14 protein-coding genes and 1 pseudogene are annotated in these 15,562 nt (G+C 71.8%); 8 read left to right on the forward strand and 7 right to left on the reverse strand.

Annotation, left to right across the window (positions count from 1 at the left end):
• Nucleotides 1–166 precede the first annotated feature (166 nt).
• A complete protein-coding gene (locus tag NQU54_RS16480; protein ID WP_257631726.1) occupies nt 167–1,507 on the reverse strand; it encodes an MATE family efflux transporter in 1,341 nt (446 codons plus the stop codon).
• Between the two features lie 479 nt (nt 1,508–1,986).
• Here NQU54_RS16480 and dnaB point away from each other — a divergent pair, with 479 nt between their 5' ends.
• Together dnaB and NQU54_RS16490 are read left to right on the forward strand one after the other, a co-directional pair.
• Nucleotides 1,987–3,444: a replicative DNA helicase gene (gene dnaB, locus NQU54_RS16485; RefSeq protein ID WP_093700180.1), complete on the forward strand. Its 1,458-nt coding sequence runs from the start codon at nt 1,987–1,989 to the stop codon at nt 3,442–3,444.
• A gap of 110 nt (nt 3,445–3,554) precedes the next feature.
• Nucleotides 3,555–4,157, forward strand: a complete 603-nt coding sequence (locus tag NQU54_RS16490) for a class I SAM-dependent methyltransferase (protein WP_257631727.1) — start codon at nt 3,555–3,557, stop codon at nt 4,155–4,157.
• 17 nt (nt 4,158–4,174) lie between these two features.
• Here the strand turns inward: NQU54_RS16490 and def are convergent, their stop codons facing one another.
• From def to NQU54_RS16505, 3 genes are all read right to left on the reverse strand, one after another.
• Nucleotides 4,175–4,813: a peptide deformylase gene (gene def, locus NQU54_RS16495; protein WP_257631728.1), complete on the reverse strand. Its 639-nt coding sequence runs from the start codon at nt 4,811–4,813 to the stop codon at nt 4,175–4,177.
• A gap of 115 nt (nt 4,814–4,928) precedes the next feature.
• Nucleotides 4,929–5,267 carry a thioredoxin gene (gene trxA / locus NQU54_RS16500; RefSeq protein WP_069861177.1) on the reverse strand — a complete coding sequence of 113 codons (339 nt, stop codon included), beginning with the start codon at nt 5,265–5,267 and terminating at the stop codon, nt 4,929–4,931.
• Between the two features lie 112 nt (nt 5,268–5,379).
• Nucleotides 5,380–5,811 carry a MerR family transcriptional regulator gene (locus NQU54_RS16505; protein WP_257631729.1) on the reverse strand — a complete coding sequence of 144 codons (432 nt, stop codon included), beginning with the start codon at nt 5,809–5,811 and terminating at the stop codon, nt 5,380–5,382.
• A gap of 118 nt (nt 5,812–5,929) precedes the next feature.
• Between NQU54_RS16505 and NQU54_RS16510 the strand changes: the two genes are divergently transcribed.
• Both NQU54_RS16510 and NQU54_RS16515 read left to right on the forward strand, forming a co-directional pair.
• Nucleotides 5,930–7,318: a serine hydrolase domain-containing protein gene (locus tag NQU54_RS16510; RefSeq protein ID WP_257631730.1), complete on the forward strand. Its 1,389-nt coding sequence runs from the start codon at nt 5,930–5,932 to the stop codon at nt 7,316–7,318.
• 284 nt (nt 7,319–7,602) lie between these two features.
• Nucleotides 7,603–8,886 carry an SGNH/GDSL hydrolase family protein gene (locus NQU54_RS16515; RefSeq protein ID WP_257631731.1) on the forward strand — a complete coding sequence of 428 codons (1,284 nt, stop codon included), beginning with the start codon at nt 7,603–7,605 and terminating at the stop codon, nt 8,884–8,886.
• A 115-nt stretch (nt 8,887–9,001) separates the two neighbouring features.
• Here NQU54_RS16515 and NQU54_RS16520 read toward each other — a convergent pair whose 3' ends face one another.
• The 3 genes from NQU54_RS16520 to NQU54_RS16530 form a co-directional block, all read right to left on the reverse strand.
• Nucleotides 9,002–9,457, reverse strand: coding sequence for a GNAT family N-acetyltransferase (locus NQU54_RS16520; RefSeq protein ID WP_257631732.1), 456 nt, complete (start codon nt 9,455–9,457; stop codon nt 9,002–9,004).
• Between the two features lie 78 nt (nt 9,458–9,535).
• Entirely contained in the window at nt 9,536–10,015 is a 480-nt protein-coding gene (locus NQU54_RS16525; RefSeq protein ID WP_069861167.1) for a MarR family winged helix-turn-helix transcriptional regulator, read from the reverse strand.
• Between the two features lie 67 nt (nt 10,016–10,082).
• Nucleotides 10,083–10,589 (reverse strand): DUF2269 domain-containing protein, encoded by a 507-nt coding sequence (locus NQU54_RS16530; RefSeq protein WP_257631733.1) that lies wholly within the window; start codon nt 10,587–10,589, stop codon nt 10,083–10,085.
• Between the two features lie 214 nt (nt 10,590–10,803).
• Here NQU54_RS16530 and NQU54_RS16535 point away from each other — a divergent pair, with 214 nt between their 5' ends.
• The 4 genes and pseudogenes from NQU54_RS16535 (at nt 10,804) to NQU54_RS16550 (ending at nt 15,426) form a co-directional block, all read left to right on the forward strand.
• On the forward strand, nt 10,804–11,436 hold the full coding sequence (locus NQU54_RS16535; protein WP_257631734.1) for an HAD family hydrolase: 633 nt from the start codon (nt 10,804–10,806) through the stop codon (nt 11,434–11,436).
• Nucleotides 11,437–11,788: 352 nt separating this feature from the next.
• Nucleotides 11,789–13,327 carry a globin domain-containing protein gene (locus NQU54_RS16540; RefSeq protein WP_257631735.1) on the forward strand — a complete coding sequence of 513 codons (1,539 nt, stop codon included), beginning with the start codon at nt 11,789–11,791 and terminating at the stop codon, nt 13,325–13,327.
• A 185-nt stretch (nt 13,328–13,512) separates the two neighbouring features.
• Nucleotides 13,513–14,143 (forward strand): annotated as a pseudogene (locus tag NQU54_RS16545) (pyridoxamine 5'-phosphate oxidase family protein); the annotation flags it as partial.
• A gap of 1,127 nt (nt 14,144–15,270) precedes the next feature.
• On the forward strand, nt 15,271–15,426 hold the full coding sequence (locus NQU54_RS16550) for a hypothetical protein (RefSeq protein WP_200764454.1): 156 nt from the start codon (nt 15,271–15,273) through the stop codon (nt 15,424–15,426).
• Nucleotides 15,427–15,562 lie beyond the last annotated feature (136 nt).

Below are 15,562 nucleotides of genomic sequence, written 5' to 3' on the forward strand. Positions count from 1 at the left end.
GTGGGGTGCGGCCCTCCGTCGTGCCGGGGGGTCGCTGTGTCTTGGGTCGTTCTGCCTGGACCGCGCTGTGCACGGGACCGCTCCGTCGAGAGCGCTCTGTCCGGGGCCGTTGTGGGGCGTGGGCCGACCCGGCACCCCGGCACCGTGGCTGGCGGGTCGGCCCGGCTCAGCTTCGTACCGCGCCGGTGACGATCCAGCGGCCGGAGCGGGTGCGCAGCCACAGGGTCGCCATTCGGACCGACATCATCAGCGCCATGGTGCACCACAGCGCGGTCAGTCCCCCGCCGAGCGATGGCACCAGCAGCGCCACCGGGGCGAAGACGACGAGGGTGACGATCATCGCCCGGGCCAGATACGGCCCGTCGCCCGCGCCCATCAGCACTCCGTCGAGGACGAAGACCACGCCCGAGACCGGCTGGATGAGGGCCGTGACCAACAGGGCGGGCAGCAGGGCGTCCCGTACCGCGGTATCGGTGGTGAACAGGGGGATGAACAGCGGCCGGGAGACGACCACCAGCAGGCCCAGCGCCACGCCCGAGGCGACGCCCCAGTGCACCATGCGGCGGCAGGCGACCCGAGCTCCCTCCTCGTCGCCCGCGCCCAGATAGCGTCCGATGATCGCCTGGCCCGCGATGGCGATGGCGTCCAGGGCGAACGCCAGCAGGCTCCACAGGGTGAGCACGATCTGATGGGCGGCGATATCGGTGTCGCCGAGGCGGGCCGCCACGGCCGTCGCGATCAGCATCACGGCGCGCAGTGAGAGCGTACGGATCAGCAGCGGTGCCCCGGCGTGGGCGCAGGCCCTGATCCCCGCGGCATCGGGCCGCAGGGAGGTGCCATGACGCCGGGCGCCCCGGATGACCACGACGAGGTAGACGGCGGCCATGGCGTTCTGGGCGATCACCGTGCCCCAGGCCGAGCCCGCGATGCCCAGCCCGGCTCCATAGACCAGGGTGGCGTTCAGCGCGGCATTGGCCCCGAAGCCGCCTATGGCGACATAGAGCGGAGTGCGGGTGTCCTGGAGGCCGCGCAGCACACCGGTGGCGGCGAGCACCACCAGCATCGCGGGGATGCCGAGGGCACTGATCCGTAGATAGGTGATGGCGTGGGGCGCGGCGGTGTGCGAGGCGCCGAAGAGATCGACGAGGGCGGGGGCGGTGGGAAGCGCGACGGCGATGACGGCGGCACCGAGCAGCAGGGCCAGCCAGATGCCGTCCATGCCCTGCCGGATCGCCCCGGCGAGGTCACCCGCGCCGACGCGGCGGGCCACCGCCGCGGTGGTGGCGTAGGCGAGGAAGACAAAGATGTTGACGGCGGTGGCGAGCAGGGCCGCGGCGACGCCCAGCCCGGCCAGTTGGGCGGTGCCCAGATGGCCGACCACGGCGCTGTCGACCATGACGAAGAGGGGTTCCGCCACGAGTGCGCCGAAGGCGGGAAGCGCGAGTGCGATGATCTCGCGGTCGTGGTGGCGCAGGGCGCTCCGCGCGCTCGTGGGGGCCTGTGTCATGAGGGCAATGTAATCGTCCACAGGTAAGAGACACAAGCTGCTGCTGGTCCTTACAAGGCGGCGCGCGGGACGATCTTCTCTGCGCCCTTTGTCGTGATCTTGCGCTGGGGGCGGAAGTTTTTCTTCTACACAGCCCCTGGATAGAGAAACCGCAGGTCAGGCTTGGACTCTCGGGGTGATTGTGTGTTTGTCCACAGCACTGTCCCCCGACCCGTGCACAGGTTCACGCGACTTACCCACAGGAAGGATCCCATCATCCACATGCCCTGTGGATAACCAAGTTGGCTGGCGGTCCCGACGGGCCTAACGTGGTCCGGCGCCCGCCACTCGATCCGGCCCTGGGAACCCCCAGACTCCGATGCGCCGTGTCCGGAAAGCCGGCCGCTCAGTTGTGTCATAGCCGTGCCGTAAGAAGGACGGGCACGGCGAGGTTCGCTACGCGGACGGGAGGAGGTGGCGGGGTGAGCGTTCCCGAGCCCATGGACGACCCATGGGCGGACTCCGGCCCGTCCGACCGGTTCCCGTCCCCCCGCTTCCGCCGCGGTGACGGAGGCGGCGGCCGGGGCCGCGACGACCGCGACGGAGGGGGCGGCTCCCCCTGGGAGGGCTCCGGCTTCGAACGCGTTCCGCCGCAGGACCTCGACGCCGAGCAGTCCGTCCTCGGCGGCATGCTGCTCTCCAAGGACGCCATCGCCGATGTGGTGGAGGTCCTCAAGGGCAATGACTTCTACCGGCCCGCCCATGAGACCGTCTACCAGGCCATCCTGGATCTCTACGCCAAGGGCGAGCCGGCCGACCCGATCACCGTCGCCGCCGAGCTGACCAAGCGCGGTGAGATCGCCCGGGTGGGCGGCGCCTCGTATCTCCACACCCTCGTCCAGTCGGTCCCCACCGCCGCCAACGCCGAGTACTACGCGGAGATCGTCCATGAGCGCGCCGTGCTGCGCCGCCTGGTCGAGGCGGGCACCCGCATCACCCAGATGGGATACGCGGCGGACGGAGACGTCGACGAGATCGTCAACAGCGCCCAGGCGGAGATCTACGCCGTCACCGAGCAGCGCACCAGCGAGGACTATCTGCCGCTCGGCGACATCATGGAGGGTGCGCTCGACGAGATCGAGGCGATTGGCTCGCGCAGCGGGCAGATGTCCGGGGTGCCCACCGGCTTCACCGACCTGGACTCCCTGACGAACGGGCTGCACCCGGGCCAGATGGTCGTCATCGCCGCCCGCCCCGCGATGGGTAAGTCCACCTTGGCCCTCGACTTCGCACGCGCCTGCTCGATCAAGCACAACATGCCGAGCGTGATCTTCTCCCTGGAGATGGGCCGCAACGAGATCGCGATGCGTCTGCTCTCCGCCGAGGCGCGGGTGGCGCTGCACCATATGCGCTCGGGCAGTATGACCGACGAGGACTGGACCCGGCTGGCCCGGCGGATGCCGGACGTCTCCCAGGCCCCGCTCTACATCGACGACTCCCCGAACCTGTCGATGATGGAGATCCGCGCCAAGTGCCGTCGGCTCAAGCAGCGCAACGATCTACAGCTGGTCGTCATCGACTACCTCCAGCTGATGCAGTCCGGCGGCGCCCGGCGCCCCGAGAGCCGTCAGCAGGAGGTCTCGGACATGTCGCGAAACCTGAAGCTGCTGGCCAAGGAGCTGGAAGTGCCGGTCATCGCGCTCTCCCAGCTCAACCGTGGCCCCGAGCAGCGCACGGACAAGAAGCCGATGGTCTCGGACCTCCGAGAGAGTGGATCCATCGAGCAGGACGCGGACATGGTCATCCTGCTCCACCGCGAGGACGCCTATGAGAAGGAGTCGCCGCGCGCGGGTGAGGCGGATCTGATCGTGGCCAAGCACCGTAACGGTCCGACGGCCACGATCACGGTCGCCTTCCAGGGCCACTACTCCCGCTTCGTGGACATGGCCCAGACCTGACGCGGACGCACGGGGTCGCAACATGTGTGCCGCCGTTTGCTGCGCACCCCTTTTGCCGTTTGCGCAAAGAACTTTGTCGGCTCGTCATGGGCGGGGGCAGGGTGGTGCGTATGGACACGCAGTTCTGGGACGACATGTATCGCAGCCGCGAGCAGCTCTTCAGCGGCTCGCCCAATGGAGTGCTCGTCACCGAGGTCACCGACCTGCCGCCGGGGCAGGCGCTCGACGTGGGTTGCGGTGAGGGCGCCGACGCACTCTGGCTGGCCCGGCGCGGCTGGCAGGTCACCGCGGTGGACATCTCCCGGATCGCCGTGGAACGCGCCGCCGCGGCGGCCACGGACATCGAGAGCCGGGTGGCGTGGACACGTGCCGATCTCGCCAGTACACCGCCCCCGGCCGCGGCGTTCGACCTGGTGTCCGCCCAGTACTTCCCGCTCAAACGGCAGCCGGACCACAGCGTGCTGCGCGGTCTGCTGGACGCCGTCGCACCCGGTGGCACCCTGCTCTTCGCCACCCATGCCCTCGCCGATCTCACCCCGGACCAGGAGCGGGACTTCAACCCCAGCGACTACTACCAGCCCGACGACATCGCCGGGCTCCTGGACGACGGCTGGACCGTACTGGTCAACGAAACCCGTCCACGCACCGCTCCCGCCCCCGCCGGCACCCACCACACCCGCGACACCGTCCTGCGGGCGCGACGCCTGCGATAGCCGCTGGGGGAGGCGGGTCAGGGCTGTAGCTGGTGCCCCAGCTCCGCCGCCTTCTCCGCGCGCCGGGCGAGGACCTCCTCATGGAGGTCCGCCATCTGCCGCAGCGCGTCCTTACGGTCGCGTTTGGAGAGCCGGTCGATGTAGAGATGCCCCGAGAGATGGTCGGCCTCGTGCTGGAGACACCGGGCGAAGTAGCCGGTGCCCTCGATCACCAGCGGGTTGCCGTCCTTGTCGACGCCGCGGACCACGGTGTGGTCGGTGCGCGGCACGTCCATCCGCGCGCCCGGTACGGACAGACAGCCCTCGGCCTCCTCGATGAGCAGCCGGTCGGCCGGGGCGGGCTGGTCCAGGACGGGGTTGATGATGTGGCCGATATGCCGTACGCCGTGGTCGTCCGGGCAGTCGTAGACGAACAGCCGCAGATCGACGTCGACCTGATTGGCGGCCAGCCCGGCGCCTTCGGCGATGTACATGGTGAGGAACATGTCGTCGATGAGGGCGTTCAGCTCCGGTGTGCCGAACTCGGTGACCTCTCGGCAGGAGCGGCGGAGCACCTCCTCACCGACCTCGGTGATCCGGCGCGGTGAACCGCGCTCGGCCTCGGGCGGCAGCGCCGGATAGGAGTCGACGGGTTTCCCCTGCACCAGGACGCGCACCGCTGACCTCACCTTTTCCGCCCCCACTGATAGCCGCCCCACAGATGGCCGCTCCCGCCGATGGTCTTGTCCGGACAACGTAGCAGGGGCGGTTCGGCCGCGGCCGTGGCACGCGTCAGATCGCGTCGGCGAGCTCCTCCAGCAGCCGCCGCTTGCTACGGGCCCCGACCAGCGACCGCACCGGCTCGCCCGCCCGGAACAGCATCAGCGTCGGCATCGACAGCACCCCGTACGCGGTGGTGGTGGAGGGGTTCTCGTCCACGTCCAGGGACACCACCTTCAGCCGGTGGCCCTCCTCCTGCGCGATCTCCGCCAGCACCGGCGCGATCATCCGGCACGGCGGGCACCACGAGGCGGTGAACTTCACCAGCACCGGCAGCTCGGCCGCCAGCACCTCCTCGGCGAAGGTGGCGTCCGTGACCGTGGCCACTCCCCCGGTGTGTGTCAGCGACATCTCATCTCCCCTTCGGAGTCCTTGTTGCGGAGTTCGTGCTTCGAGGTCGTTGCTTCGAAGCCGTCGTTTCGGAGTCGTTGTTTCGGAGTCGTCTGTGGTGACGGAAAAGGGCTCACGGTCCGGGCGGCGTCAGCTCGCAGCGCGGCTCCGGGGCCCTTTCGGGCGCCGTCGCCGCGGCCTCCAGCCGCGCGCGGGCCCGCTCCGCCTGGTCGAGCTGTGTTCCGACCCGCTCCCGGATGGCGCTCAGCCGGCCGATGCACTCGTCCAGCTCGGCCAGCTTGCGCCGGTAGACCTCCAGCGAGGCGGGGCAGGAGTCACCGGCCGGATGGCCGGAGCGCAGGCATTCGACGAACGGACGCGTCTCCTCCAGCTCGAAGCCGAAGTCCCGCAGCGTGCGGATCTGCTGGAGCAGCCGCAGGTCGTCCTCGTCGTACGACCGGTAACCGTTGCCGGTGCGGCGCGCGGGCAGCAGCCCGAGCGACTCGTAATAGCGCAGGGTGCGGGTGGTGGTACCCGCCCGTTCGGCCAGCTCTCCGATCCGCATGTGCCGACGGTAGACCTTGACCCCGACGTCAAGGCCAGACCGCCGTGCGCTCCCGGGCGCCTCCCCTGCTGTGGACGACTCACTGACCGATGTCGGACCTCGGCCGTACAGTGCCGACATGACCACACCCGACGTGGATGAGTTCGCCGAGCCGCTGCCCGCCACCCGCCGTGCTCTGCTGCGGCGCCTCGCCCTCGGCCAGGTTCAGGGCCGTGCCCCGTCCCTGATGGGGGCCGTGGTGCGGGAGGGGCGGCTGGTGTGGACGGGCTCGCGCAGCAGTGTGGAGGGAGCCGACCCGGACGCCGACACCCAGTACCGCATCGGCTCCCTGACCAAGACCTTCGTGGCGGTGCTGGTGCTGCGGCTGCGCGACGAGGGGCTGCTGGACCTCGGCGATCCGCTGGCCAAGCACCTGGACGTGCCGGAGGCCGCGGGCGCGACCGTGGCCCAGCTTCTCTCCCACACCTCGGGTCTCGCCGCGGAGGCCCGCGGCCCGTGGTGGGAGCGCACACCCGGGGCGCTGCGGCCCGAGACGGCCGATATCTTCGGCGAGCGCCCGCTGATCCACCCCGCGGGCCGCCGCCACCACTACTCCAACCCCGGTTTCGCGCTGCTCGGCGCACTGGTCGAGCGGCTGTGCGGAGCGTCCTGGGGCGAGGTGCTCGCCCACGAGGTGCTGGAGCCGCTGGGGATGGGGCGTACGTCGCTGGAGCCGCGGGCCCCGCACGCCGCGGGATGGGCCGTGCACCCCTGGGCCGATGTGCTGCTGCCCGAACCGGCCGAGGACACCGGGCGGATGGGCCCTGCCGGGCAGCTCTGGTCGACCGTGGGGGACCTGGCCCGCTTCGCCGCCTTCCTGCTGGACGGGGACGAGCGGGTGCTCGGCGCGGAGACGCTCGCCGAGATGCGGGAGCCCGCCGTCGCCCCCGAGGAGGGGGACTGGGACGGTGGTTACGGCCTGGGGACACAGCTCGTCCGCCACGGCGGGCGGTTCCTCTATGGCCACACCGGCTCCATGCCCGGCTTCCTGGCCTCGCTGTGGGTGAGCGCCGAGGACCGGCTGGCCGGGATCGCGCTGGCCAACACCACCTCGGGGCCCGCGATCGGCGCCATCGCCGCCGATCTCATACGGATCGTGGCCGAGCGCGAGCCCCGTATCCCCGAGCCCTGGCGGCCGCTGACCGAGGCCGATCCGGCGCTGCTGGCGCTGACCGGCCCCTGGTACTGGGGCCCGCGCGCCTACCATCTGCGGCTGCGCGCGGACCGGGGACTGGAACTGTCCCCGGCCGTCGGGGGAGGCCGGGCCTCCCGCTTCAGGGCCGAGCAGGACGGCACCTGGACGGGGCTCGACGGCTATTACGCGGGGGAGACGCTGCGGGTGGTCGAGGGGGAGGGCGGCGCCCCCGCCCATCTGGACCTGGGCACCTTCGTGTTCACCCGGCAGCCCTACGCCCCGGGCGACGCGGTGCCGGGCGGGGTCGACCCGGAGGGCTGGCGGCCGCTCTGAGGGTGCGGGGGCAGGGGTGCCGCGATCAGTCCGACGGTCGGGGGGTCCGGCGGCCGTAGCCTGACCCCACGAGTGGTACGCACGGCCGGGGGATGGGTCGGCGGTGCGTAGAGCGGCAGGTTGGTCTCCGGTACTCCCGAAGGCCCCGTACCGCGGTACATGGGACGCCGGTACGCCGGTGGTCACGTTGCTCGGTACGCCGGTACGCCGCGCTTGCGCGCTCACATACCTTCGCACGGGAGTGCCTGGTCCGCCCTCATCCCACCCTCCCCAGGAGCCCCGCCGTGCGCTTGTCCACGCTTCGCCTCAGCGCCTCCCTGCTCGCTCTCACCACCGTCATCGCCGCGTCCGGGACGGCCACCGCCCGGCCCGGGGGCCCGGCGGCCGGCCGCGACCGGCCGGGGACCGTCTGGGCGGCCGGATGGGCCGCCCCCGTCCAGCGCCCCAGCTCGGGCTTCGAGCAGAACTGGGCCGAGAGCGGCTTCGCCGAGCGCACCGCCCAGACCCTGCGTCAGGTCGTCCGGGTCACCGGCGGCGGCACGGCCGCCCGGATCAGGCTGTCGAACCGCTATGGCACCGCGCCGCTGCGGATCGCGGGCGCGACCATCGCCCGTACCGCGCACGGCGCCGCCGTCCATGACGCGAGTCTGCGCGCGCTGACCTTCGGGCACCGGCGGTCGGCGGAGATACCGGCGGGCGGGGAGACGGTGAGCGACGGGGCCCCGCTGCGCGTGGCGCCCCGTCAGCCGGTCACGGTCACGCTGTACTTCGACCGCCCGACCGGCGCCGCCACCTTCCACGCCCAGGCGTACGCCCGCAGCTACCGCGCGGACGGTGACCACCGCGCCGACCGCACCGGGACGGCCTTCGCCGAGACCACCCACTCCTGGTACTACCTCTCCGATGTCGAGGTCACCGGCGGCCCGCGCCGGCCGGGCACGGTGGTGGCCTTCGGCGACTCGATCACCGACGGGTTCGGCTCGACCTACGACGCGGACCACCGCTGGCCGGATCTGCTGGCCGAGCGGCTCGCGGCCGCGGGCACCCCGCGTCCCGTCCTCAACTCGGGGATCGGCGGCAATCTGCTGCTGCACGACTCGGCCTGGTACGGGGACCGGGCGGGCGCCCGCTTCCGGCGCGATGTGCTGGACAAGCCGGGCGTACGGTCGGTGATCCTGCTCGAGGGGCTCAACGACATCGGCTTCAGCGAGGTCGATCTGCCCACCTACAAGCCCAATCCGCAGGTGTCGGCCGAGGAGGTGATCGCCGGTTACCGGGAGCTGATCGCCCTGGCCCACGCCCGCGGTATCAAGGTCGTCGGCGGCACGATCCTCCCGTTCAAGGACGCCGAGTACCACACCGCGCGCTCCGAGGCGAAGCGTGCCGCGATCAACGAGTGGATCCGCACCTCGGGCGCCTTCGACGCGGTCGTCGACTTCGCGAAGGTCATGGCCGCGCCGTCCGATCCGCTGCGGCTGGACCCGGCGTACGACTCGGGCGACTTCAAGCACCCGAACGACGCGGGCTACCGGCGGATGGCCGAGGCCGTCGACCTCGCGACGCTGTGAGGCCGCCGCTCGCCGGTGAGGGCGGGTCGGCCGGGACGGGCCGGGACGATCCAGGCCAGGCCACGCCGGGACGATCTTGGCCAGGTCGGGCCAAGTCAGGCCAAGTCAGGTCAGGTCAGATCAGCGGCAGCTTGAAGCCGACGTGGCTGGCCTCGAAGCCCAGCCGCTCATAGAAGCGATGCGCGTCGATGCGGGCCGCGTCCGAGGTGAGCTGCACCAGCGCACACCCCGCGCGGCGCGACTCCTCGACGGCCCATTCGATCAGCTGGGTGCCGAGCCCGCCGCCGCGCTCCTCGGAGTGGATCCGGACGCCCTCGACGATCGAGCGCGTGGCACCGCGCCGCGACAGCCCGGGGATCACGGTCAGCTGGAGGGTGCCGACGGTGCGGCCGTCCCGGACCGCGACGACCAGCCGCTGCTGGGGGTCCCGGTCCAGCCGTTCGAAGGCGGCGAGGTACGGGGCCGGGTCGTCCGGGGACTCCCGGCGGGCGCCGAGCGGGTCGTCGGCGAGCATGGCCACGATCGCCGGGATGTCATCGGCGGTCGCGCGCCGTATCTCGATGTCGCTCATGCGGTGAGCCTACGCGGGGCCCCGTGAGCCCGGACGGCGGCGATGGGCCGGGGCGGGCGCCCTTTTGGCCGACGGCGGTCAGCAGGCGGTGCCGGTCAGCCCCTCGACGGCGGCGACGAGCGGCGCCAGCTCCGGCCGCCGGGCGGCGTCGGCAAGGGCCTCGCGCAGCGCGGCGTCATGTGTCGGCCGCGCCTCCTCCAGGAGCTTGAGCCCATCGGCGCTGACGTTGGTGTAGATGCCGCGGCGGTCGCTGGGGCAGATATAGCGGGAGAGCAGACCGCGGTCCTCCAGCCGGGTGACCAGCCGGGTCGTGGCGCTCTGGCTGAGCACGACGGAGTCGGCGAGCTGCTTCATCTGAAGATGTCCGCCGTCGCCGTCGTGCTGCCCGCTGAGCACATTGAGCACGGAGAATTCGCGGACGCTCAGATCGTGCCCGGCTTGCAGCGCACGCTCGATATGCGTCTCTATCCGGCCGTGCAGCGAGGACAGGGCGCACCAGCCCTGGGCGAGGGCCTGCCCCGCGGGCGGGGCGACGGCGCCGTGCGGCTCTTCCGGCATGGAACCCCTCCTTGGTGGGTGAGCGGATTCCAGGATAGTCCAGAGATGAAAAAGACCGCGTATGCAATTATCGGCGCTTTGTCGCCCGCAGCAGCCGCCCCCGGGCGGTGAGCCCCCAGGGCTTGATCACCGAGATCGCCGTGAGAAAGGTATAGACGCCCAGGCTGACCGACGGCGCCAGGATCAGGTCCGTGGTCGCCCCGACCGACCGCCCGGCCACCACATCGGCCATCGCGGCGTCGATGCGGGCACGCAGGGCGAACGCCGTGGCGGCGGTGGTGATCAGTGTCAGCCAGAACTTCACATACACCCACCGATGGCGCGCCAGCCCCCAGGGCGTCCCCAGCGACAGCACGATTCCGCTGGCCAGCGACAGCAGGCTGATCGGAATCAGCAGCCAGTCGCCCAGGACGTTCATGGACCGGTACGCGGCCCCGGCCTCTTCGGCCGAGTCGGCGACGGCCCCGGTGATCCCCAGGGCCAGCAGCCCGAGGGTCAGCCCGAGCCATCCGACGGAGACGACGACATGTACGACGAGGAGGCCCCGGCGCACGGGGCGGGTGAGCTGCTGCATGCCCCCACCGTGGCGGCGCCGCGGCCCCCGCGGCGTCTGACGACGGGAGTATCCGCGGGTACTCCCGGCGGCGGGCGATGGCGCGGGGCGATGGCGCGGGTGCGAGTGGGCTCCGGCTCCGGCTCTGGTTCCGGCTCTGGTTCTGGCTTTGGCGCGGGTCCTGGTGCCGGGCCGGGTCGGCGGGTCCCGGGTGGCTGCATCTACGCTCGGTTGAATGACCAGACTGCATCTGTTCGACCTGGACGGGACGCTCATACACGGCTCCGCCGCCGCGATCGAGATCTCCCGGCAGCTCGGTCTGGAGCGGGAGATCGCCGCGCTGGAGCGGGCGTTCGCGGGCGGGGAGCTGACGACGGCCCAGTTCGCGGAGCGGGCCTGCGTCCTGTGGGAGGAGCTGACGGAGGACCATGTGGCGGCGGCGTTCGAGGGGGCGCCGTGGCTGGAGGGGATCCGTGAGGTGTGGGCGGACATCCGGTCGCGGGGCGAGCGCTGTGCGGTGATTTCGCTCTCGCCGGGCTTCTTCGTGTCGCGGCTGCTGGAGTGGGGCGTGGACGCCACCTACGGATCGGCCTGGCCCTCCGTGCCGTTCCGGGAGCCGGTGGATCCGGCGGGGATCCTGACCCCGGCCGCGAAGGTCCGGATCGCCGATGAACTCTGTGCGAAGTTCGGGCTGACCAGGGATCACTGCGTTGCCTACGGGGATTCCCTCTCGGACGCCGAACTGTTCACGGTGGTCCCGGTCTCGGTCGCCGTGAACGCCGATCACCATGTGAGCGAAATCGCATCGCACGCCTATACCGGCCGTGATCTCCGAGGGGCTTACGAATTGATGGGTAACCACACGTAACTATCGGTAATTACCCGAGTTGGTGGGTGTAACAGATGCGGTGCACTTGGGGCTTGTGAATTCATCCCGGGCCGGTAGGGTCGGGTCCGGTTCCGTGCGGCAGACTGTAACGGGGTCAGAACGGGCATCCCAGGCCAATCAGCATAACGGGAACGCAGCCCCCGTTCCCCGGACTTCGGGCCTATGCGCCCGGGGCGGGGAGGGAGCGTGGCATGCTGCCCGGAAGAGAGTTACGGAGAGGGTCGGCACGACCATTCTCACTTGAACCAGTGCACCAGGACGGGGAATTGCGGGCACATTCCGGCAGCGGAAGTGCGAAGACCGACAGAAAGATGTTCGAGGCGAGGCAACCATGGACGCTCCGACCACCACATCGTCGGCCGGCAGTGACGGCTCCGGCGGAAACAGTGGCGACTGGGGCTGGTTCACCCCGAGCAGGAAACCGCCCGAGGACCAGAGGGCCCCGGACCAGCAGAGCGATGAGCGCGCGCCCAGCCGCCCGGTGAACCCGATACGGCCGGTCGGCACCGAAGCCGACCGCCGTACACCCGCGGCCCCCGCACCCGGCCCGGGGGCAGGCGACCGCCGCGGCGACAACCGCCGCACGGGCGGCCCCGCGAACACCGGTCCCGCGAACACCGGCCCCGCGCCCACCGGCCGCGCCGCCACCGGGCGCGAGGAGCATCAGCGCCCCGATGAGGCGGCCCCGGCCCCGCAGGATGTCCGGCCCGGCCCCGACTCGCCGTTCGTCGCCCCCGAGACCGCCTCGCCCGACGCGATCCTGTTGCGCCGCACCATGGCCGAGGTCGAGCCCATCAGCGACAAGGTCACCTCGTACTTCTACGCGCTGCTCTTCGTCCAGCACCCCGAGCTGCGGCCGCTCTTCCCCGCCGCCATGGACGCCCAGCGCGACCGGCTGTTCAAGGCGATCCTCACCGCCGCCCGGCTGATCGACGACCCCGACATCCTCACCGACTTCCTCTCCCGGCTCGGCCGTGGCCACCGTAAGTACGGCACCCAGCCCGAGCACTACCCCGCCGTCGGCGAGTGCCTGATCGGCGCGCTCACCCGCTATGCGGTCACCACCTGGAACGACGAGGCCGAGGCCGCCTGGGTGCGGGCCTACACCGCGATCTCCCAGATCATGATCGACGCGTCCGCCGAGGACGAGCTGATCGCTCCCGCGTGGTGGCAGGCCGAGGTGGTCGAACACGAGTCGCGCACCCATGACATCGCCGTGATCACCGTCCGCCCGGACCAGCCGTACCCCTTTCTGGCGGGCCAGTACACCTCACTGGAAACCCCCTGGTGGCCCCGGGTGTGGCGGCACTATTCGTTCGCCTCGGCGCCGCGCACCGACGGGTTGCTCTCCTTCCATGTGAAGGCCGTCCCGGCCGGATGGGTGTCCTCCGCGCTGGTGCACCGGGCCCGCCCCGGCGATGTGATCCGACTCGGGCCCCCCGCCGGTTCCATGACGGTCGACCACGCCAGCGACAACGGGCTGCTCTGCCTCGGCGGCGGCACCGGTATCGCGCCGATCAAGGCGTTGGTCGAGGACGTCGCCGACCACGGCCGCCACCGTCCGGTCGAGGTCTTCTACGGCGCCCGCAACGATCACGATCTGTACGACATCGACACGATGCTGCGGCTGGCGCAGAGGCATCCGTGGCTCGCTGTCCGCCCCGTCGTCTCCGACGGCCCTACCAACGGCCTCAGCGGCCGGCTGCCCGACGCCGTGCGGCAGTACGGCCCGTGGAACGCGTTCGACGCGTATCTCTCCGGGCCGCCCGGGATGATCCGCAGCGGTGTCGACGCCCTGGTGGGCGTCGGCATTCCGTCCCACCGCATCCGGCACGACTCCATCGAGGAGCTCGCCGCGGCCGCGGAGTAGGACGCGGACGGCACACGGCCAAACACCGGTAACAGGCAGGCATTCCGGCGATCCGGACGGCGCATCAGACGGCAGACGCAGACGGCGAAGCAGGGACGGGGACGAGAACCGTGGACAGTGCGGAGCACCTGGACGACCGCGCGTGGCGTCCGGGGAGCGACGGAGAACACCAGCTACAGCGGCGGCTGGGCACGGTCGACCGCGCCGACCGCTTCTACGACGATCAGGTGCTGGACCACCTCAACGTCCGGATGCGGGAGTTCATCGACCGCCAGGAAATGTTCTTCCTGGCCACCTCCGACCGGCACGGGGAGTGCGACAGCACCTTCCGCGCCGGGCCGCCCGGCTTTCTGCGGGTGCTCGACGCGCGCACGCTGGCCTACCCCGAATACCGGGGGAACGGCGTCCTGGCCAGCCTCGGCAATATCCAGGAGAACCCCCACCTCGGCATTCTCATGGTCGACTTCTTCCGGGACCGGATCGGGCTGCATGTGAACGGCCGGGCCCGGGTGGTGGAGGACGCCGAGATGCGCGAGACACACCCCGGGCTGCCGGTGGACCCGGTGCCGGGGCGGCGCGCGGTGGTGTGGGTCGAGGTGACCATCGAAGAGGCGTACATCCACTGCGCCAAGCACATCCCGCACCTCCAGAAGGTCCCGCCGCAGCGGCGCACCGCGGGAGGCGACGCCCGGCGCCGCGGACTCACCGGTGACCAGGCCCTCGAACATGACCGGGAGCGGGACTGGGGAACGGACGACGTCAAGCGGAAGGGCGGCGACTTCTTCGGCGCGGCCGCGGAGGCCCGAGAGGGCCGCCGGACCCCGCCTGGGCCGCCCGCTCCGCCTTCGCCCCCTGCTCCGCATGCTTCCTCGCAGCCGCCTGCTCCGCCTGTTCCACCGGCCATGCCTGCCCCGCGGGCCCCACTGGCCTCGCGGCCGGTGGACTTGCCGGGTGACCAGGCTGCCCCGGATGCGCAGGCCACGCAGGCCGTCCCGGGCCTTCAGGGCCCGGCGGACTCCGGCCTCAAGACCCCGGGCGTCCCTGGCCCCCTGACGCCTTCGGGAGTCCCGGGAGTCCCAGCCGAGCTGGCGCTCTCTGACGCACAGACCCATCCAGCGGCCCCGGCCTTCTCGGGTTCTCAGGCTCCGGCAGCCCCTGCCGTGCCGGCTGCCCCTGGCACTCATGAGACCTCTCCGGTCGCCTCGGCCGTCTCGGGCCCTGAGTCGTCGATGCCAGTCGCCCCGGCTGGCCCGGGTTCTCAGGGCCCGGCGGTCCCAGCCGCGCCGGCTGTCCCGGGGGCTCAGACTTCTCCGGTGGCTCCGGCCGTCTCGGGCCCTGAGTCGTCGGCTGTGCCAGCCGTCCCGGCCGTGTCGGGTCCTCAGGGCCCGGCGGTACCGGCAGCCCCAGCTGTCTCAGGCGCTCCGGGCGTGGTCGTCCAGGGCCCGCAGACTCTTTCGGTGCCGCCCGCCGCCTCGCGGGCCGAACCGGCTGTCCTGGTCGGCCCGGGGCCTCAGGCCCTGGCCACGCCAGCAGCCCCCACCGCCCTGGTCGTCCCGGGCCCTCAGAGCCTGGCGACCCCAGCGGCCCCGGACGCCGAGGCCCCAACTACCGCGGCTTCCTCGGCTGCCCCAGGCCCTGAGGCCCCCGCCGCCCAACCCGTCCCGGCGGTCCCGGGCCCTGAGGCTGCGGCCATCCCGACCGCACCGGCCGTCTCGGACCCTGGGACCGCAGCGATCCCAGCCGCTCCAGGACCTGAGGCCGTAGCCGTCTCAAGCGCCCCAGCCGTTCCAGGCCCCGCGGCCTTGGCCGGCCCGCCTGCCCCGGTCGTCCCGGGCCCCGAGGCCGTAGCCATCCCAGCCGCCCCGCCCGTACCCGGCCCCCAGACCCCTCCGGCCGCACAGGCCGGATCCGTCGAGGCGACTCGGCGGGGGCCGGAGCCGACCGTGGCGCGTGCCGATCTCAGCCCGGCCATCCGTCCGCCGGTCCGCCCCGAGGTGGGACCCGAGTCCTGGCGCGAGGAGGCCGAGCGGGTGCTGGCCGAGGCGCGTCAACGGGCGGCCCGGAAGACCCAGCAGCCGTTCAGCGGCTGGTTCCGCTAGGCCCGTCCCCGCCGGATCCAGTCCCCGCCGGATCCTGTCTCCGCCGAGCCCTGCCCGCGCGGGGCCCGCTTCCCCGGTCCCCCCCCGGATCCTGCCCCGCCGGGCCCTGTCGCGGGAAGATCTGCCGGGCGTGGCG

The sequence above is a fragment of the Streptomyces malaysiensis subsp. samsunensis genome, assembly GCF_024519315.1.
In the GTDB taxonomy this organism is placed as follows: Bacteria; Actinomycetota; Actinomycetes; order Streptomycetales; family Streptomycetaceae; genus Streptomyces; species Streptomyces malaysiensis.

Coding starts and splice junctions, on each gene's coding strand:
- NQU54_RS16480 (WP_257631726.1), bottom strand. CDS start 1,507: ATGACACAGGCCCCCACGAGCGCGCGGAGCGCCCTGCGCCACCACGAC.
- dnaB (WP_093700180.1), top strand. CDS start 1,987: ATGGACGACCCATGGGCGGACTCCGGCCCGTCCGACCGGTTCCCGTCC.
- NQU54_RS16490 (WP_257631727.1), top strand. CDS start 3,555: ATGGACACGCAGTTCTGGGACGACATGTATCGCAGCCGCGAGCAGCTC.
- trxA (WP_069861177.1), bottom strand. CDS start 5,267: ATGTCGCTGACACACACCGGGGGAGTGGCCACGGTCACGGACGCCACC.
- NQU54_RS16505 (WP_257631729.1), bottom strand. CDS start 5,811: ATGCGGATCGGAGAGCTGGCCGAACGGGCGGGTACCACCACCCGCACC.
- NQU54_RS16510 (WP_257631730.1), top strand. CDS start 5,930: ATGACCACACCCGACGTGGATGAGTTCGCCGAGCCGCTGCCCGCCACC.
- NQU54_RS16520 (WP_257631732.1), bottom strand. CDS start 9,457: ATGAGCGACATCGAGATACGGCGCGCGACCGCCGATGACATCCCGGCG.
- NQU54_RS16525 (WP_069861167.1), bottom strand. CDS start 10,015: ATGCCGGAAGAGCCGCACGGCGCCGTCGCCCCGCCCGCGGGGCAGGCC.
- NQU54_RS16530 (WP_257631733.1), bottom strand. CDS start 10,589: ATGCAGCAGCTCACCCGCCCCGTGCGCCGGGGCCTCCTCGTCGTACAT.
- NQU54_RS16535 (WP_257631734.1), top strand. CDS start 10,804: ATGACCAGACTGCATCTGTTCGACCTGGACGGGACGCTCATACACGGC.
- NQU54_RS16540 (WP_257631735.1), top strand. CDS start 11,789: ATGGACGCTCCGACCACCACATCGTCGGCCGGCAGTGACGGCTCCGGC.